General features: G+C 38.2%; 3 protein-coding genes. 2 read left to right on the top strand and 1 reads right to left on the bottom strand.

The window, feature by feature from the left end:
* Nucleotides 1–188 precede the first annotated feature (188 nt).
* Nucleotides 189–1,412, top strand: coding sequence for a prephenate dehydratase domain-containing protein (locus Q0093_RS14730; protein WP_297931997.1), 1,224 nt, complete (start codon nucleotides 189–191; stop codon nucleotides 1,410–1,412).
* Nucleotides 1,409–2,080, top strand: coding sequence for a toll/interleukin-1 receptor domain-containing protein (locus Q0093_RS14725; protein WP_297931994.1), 672 nt, complete (start codon nucleotides 1,409–1,411; stop codon nucleotides 2,078–2,080). Before Q0093_RS14730 ends, Q0093_RS14725 begins: the two co-directional genes overlap by 4 nt.
* A gap of 62 nt (nucleotides 2,081–2,142) precedes the next feature.
* On the opposite strand, the gene Q0093_RS14720 is transcribed toward Q0093_RS14725, so the two are convergent.
* Complete coding sequence (locus tag Q0093_RS14720; protein ID WP_297931992.1) at nucleotides 2,143–3,867, bottom strand: RyR domain-containing protein; 1,725 nt, start codon at nucleotides 3,865–3,867, stop codon at nucleotides 2,143–2,145.
* Nucleotides 3,868–4,269 lie beyond the last annotated feature (402 nt).

The following is a 4,269-nucleotide window of genomic DNA, read 5'->3' as shown; positions in this document are numbered from 1 at the left end:
ATTGACAGACATTTTTGTGTGTGGTATACTTAATATATAGATGCTGATTTATTGGCAGGAATGTGTCGCAAGTTTACATGATGAGGAAATATATATATGTGCTGACGAAAAGAATGCTCTTGTTGTACGTGTAAATGTTAATTGTATATTTTATTTTATGTGATGTTTTGTATACGGAGGATTATTTCATGGTAAAAGTCGGGTATCAAGGGATAGAGGGAAGTAATTCTGAAGAGGCGGCAAAAAAGTTATGTGAGATAAAGGGGATTAAAGAATTTGAATTGGTTCCATTAGTTACGTCTCGAGGAGTTGTTGAAAAATTAAATAGAAATGAAATAGATTATGGGGTAATGGCTTATAAAAATAATATTGGAGGAAAGGTTCAAGAAACAATAGACGCTTTGTCAATGATAAATTATGAACTTGTAGGACGCTGTGAGCTATTAATTCATCATTGCATTTTTGTGCTCGATAGTAGTGTTAAATTATCTAATATTACTAAAGTGGTTTCCCATGAGCAGGCACTTGTGCAGTGTCAGCATTATATACAATCGCGTTTTCCGCAGGCCGAAATTGTTAAAAGTCTCGATACGGCGATTTCAGCGCGGCAATTAAGAGATGGCGTAATAGATAAAACAGCTGCTGTTATTTGTAAGAAGACAGCAGGTACAAGTAGGGATTTGTATTTAATAGATGAAAATATCGAAGATGAAGAGAGTATTACTGAATTTCGAATTATAAAAAAGGGTAAATTTGATATATCTAATTCTACAGATATAGATGGTAAAACACAAACAAGAATTAATTTTTTAAAACTATTAACGAATAATTATAGTTATTTAAGTTTGATGTTCTTATGCGTCGTGCTTTGCATCCTCGGTGGGTTTATTAACTTGTATTTCTATGTCATTGCTGGTGTAATATTCTTGACTGTGGTAATTTTATTGCTGTTAAGAAAATATTTGAGACTAAAGATACCTGTGACTAATGTTATAGGCTATTGGAAGTATTATTCGTCGGCGGTAAGCGGGTTTGACCCGAATCAAATGCATGATTACTTAAGGATTGTTGAGATATATCAAAGAGCAGATGGACTCCACTTAACTATTTGGATGGGTACAGATTTTTCAACACCCTATGTAATTTCAACGAAAATATTGGCAACTAGTATTGACAGTTGTAATGGGAATTTAATTTATTGGTATACGGGTACGGTCAATATACATACGAATGCCAGCATTACAGGTATTGCTGTGTTAGAATGGAATATCGAGTCAAAAAGTAAACAAATAAATTCTATGACGGGGTGGTATTTAGGTGCAGCATCAAAAGAGATAGGTGGCCTAAAATATACTAGAATCAGTAAAGAAGAATTTGATTATATCAAGAACTCGAAATTATTACGGATATGAAAAAAGTATTTATTTCATTTAAGAAAACTGATAACTTTGGCAATGATACAGAGGATTATGATATAGCTAATAAACTGAGTAGCTATTTGCGTAATAATGGTATTGAAGTTTTCTTTTCAGAAGTATCCCTTGCGGAGACTCAATCATCAAATTATAAGACTGTAATTGATAATGCTCTTGATGTATGCACTGACATGATTGTTGTGGGTACAAAGGCTGAATTTATTATGAGCTCGTGGGTAAAATATGAATGGGATACTTTTTTACAGGATATTATTTCATCCATTAAACCAAACGGTAATATTTATTGCGTTTTTAAAAATGTAAAAGCTACAGAGATTCCTCGTGGATTGCGCTATTGCCAAACTTTTTTACCGACAAATGAAGGTTTTGCACGGCTTTTAGATTTTTTAAAAGGCACTAAAACGGATGGGGTTCCTGAAAAGAGAGGTTTTATCTGTAAGAGGTGTGGTGCTTATGTTACAGGGGATAATGTGCTCGGATGTTCTTTTCATCCTGAGAATGCCGTCCCATTTTTAGTTAAAAATTTTGATGGTACAAGTAAAAGAAAATGGTTTTATCCTTGTTGTGGTAAGCAGGTCGATGATGATGGGACAGGGAATCCGCAGAAATCGTTAGGGTGTAAAAGTGGATTGCATGTTAAATAGCATATTATGCTTTATAGAAATATTAACGCCAATCTTAGTATGTGAAGATTGGCGTTTTGTGATCACATTTGATGACAGCGGATAATTTTTATGTCGTCGCCGATGGTGAGACCGTATTTTTTTGCGATTTCAATACTGCACAATGTTCCGCAAAAATTATCGGCGGTATCGTTAGTATAATCTTCATCCCAAAGTGCGATAACCTTGTCGCACTTTTTCATTATGTAATTAATTGCTGAATTATAGCCTCCATCGTGTGAGGATATGACTTTGCATACCACCGTCTGCGCAAGCAGATGTCTTAAACGTAGCTCATCATCTTCTGTATATTTGTGGCCGTGAGCTAAACAGTCATCGCGCACCATTTTTATATATTCTTCATATCCGACAGGAAGGACGGCTTTTGTTGTTATGCCCATTTCATTTGCACATTCGGCTATCAGCTGGTCGGCGCCATGTGCATAGCAGGTGCGTACTATCACACGGTTATTTTTGCTGTATTCTTTGAGCAACTGTTTTATCTTTTGCTTTATTTTATCCTTATTGTCGGTGAAAAACCTGTGTCCTATGCCGGCAATTTCAAGGTCAGGCTTCCTTCCGGAGCGGTAGTTATAGATTCTTATATTGTGCCCGAATTTTTTTAAAAACGGAATGATGTTATTGACCATCAATTCGTCCTTAGCCTGCTCCTGCGGGGTAAGCACTTCATACGGCACTATATCCTTGTGAATTTTCTTTGCATTGCGTTCCTTTGTTGAGCTGTAATCGGTTCCGTATTTCCAACCCATGCTAAGTTTTTCTCTGACCCATCGCAGATGTTCTTCACGGCACAAAAAGCCGAGGTTGTCCGACCCGGCAGCACCGTAATCTGTGGAGTTGAAGTCGGATACTACGGGGTAGTCCAGGTCTTTGCTGCTGTAAAAACAGTTTATAAGTTCAAGTTTTTGGGCGTAAGATTTTGCCTGCTCTATGTTGGAAATTTTAAATTCAAGCGGAAGTTGCTCAAATTCTTCGGTCAGTGCATCGGGGCTGTTTTCAAGGCAGAGTTCATTATAGCTGGAATGGATTGCCTTTGCAAAGTCGCATAGGTTTATAAAATTGTTTTCGGATGCATATAACTTGGTTTTCTTCGTTTTTAAGGTGAGTTCAGGTTTAACTATAAGGCAGAGCATGCTTTTGAGAATGCCTTTTTTATTTCCGTTGCCCAGAATTTTTGTTGCAAAATCCCCCGATTGCATTTCGGCGTAATGTTTATTTATTCTGTCTAAACCGGTCTCCTTATCATAGGCTATACTGCTTTCAAACAGGTAATTTGCCTTTATAAAATTGTCCCTTACATCCAATTCTATATCCCAGGCAATCGGGTCAAGTTTGCTCTCCTTTCCATAGGCCTGCCTGTCCCAATTTTGCAGCTCGTCGCACAGCATCAGAAGATATGCTACGGGATGAGCTTCAGGCGATACGGGATATTTGTTTTTGAATTCATGTTGCGAAAGGCTGTTATGCAAAAGTATTGCCGTCAGCACGTCAAGGCGATCAAAAGTAAGCATAATGTCTTTCTGTGCAAGCAGCTGTTTGGATAGTATGACTGCACTGAAATATCCGTGATCCATAAAGTAGGGCTGTTTTAAAATGCGTGTCGCCAACCTGTCACGCATATCATTTTCGTCATAGCACATGCGTGTATGAAGGCCGTAGGCAAACAAATCATTCAATGTGCTGAACTGTCTGTCAGTTTTCAGAGCGTCGGCTATGCGGGCGGAATCCTCTTTGTCCAGCGCAATCATTTCATAGTAGTTGCCGAACGATACATATGGCGGCGCACCCTTGCCCCACAATTCCTCTGTATATATTTTTATCTGTTCATGGGCCAGCTGAAATGGATATCCTATGTCGTGAAATAGAGCCGCCATGCCCCACAAGTACAAAAAATGCAGTTGAGAATTATTATTGTCGGGCAAAGAATAAAAATTTAGAAAGTTAGAGCGGTATGTGGTGTCATTTGCATATATTGCAAGCCCCAGTGCAAATACATATACGGAGTGCGAATAGTGGTCACGGTGCTTGGACAGCAGTTCACCGGAATGATATTCATGATCGGAGAGCAGTTCAAGCAGTTTCTGGGTGTTGCCGTAGCCCTCGCCGAACAGCCTGAATATTTCGCTGAAGCAGTAATATACGCAAAAGGC

Source organism: uncultured Coprobacter sp., from assembly GCF_947855755.1.
GTDB lineage: Bacteria > Bacteroidota > Bacteroidia > Bacteroidales > Coprobacteraceae > Coprobacter.
The sequence above is the reverse complement of the archived record's forward strand: the minus strand, read 5'-3'. Positions and strand labels throughout refer to the sequence as shown.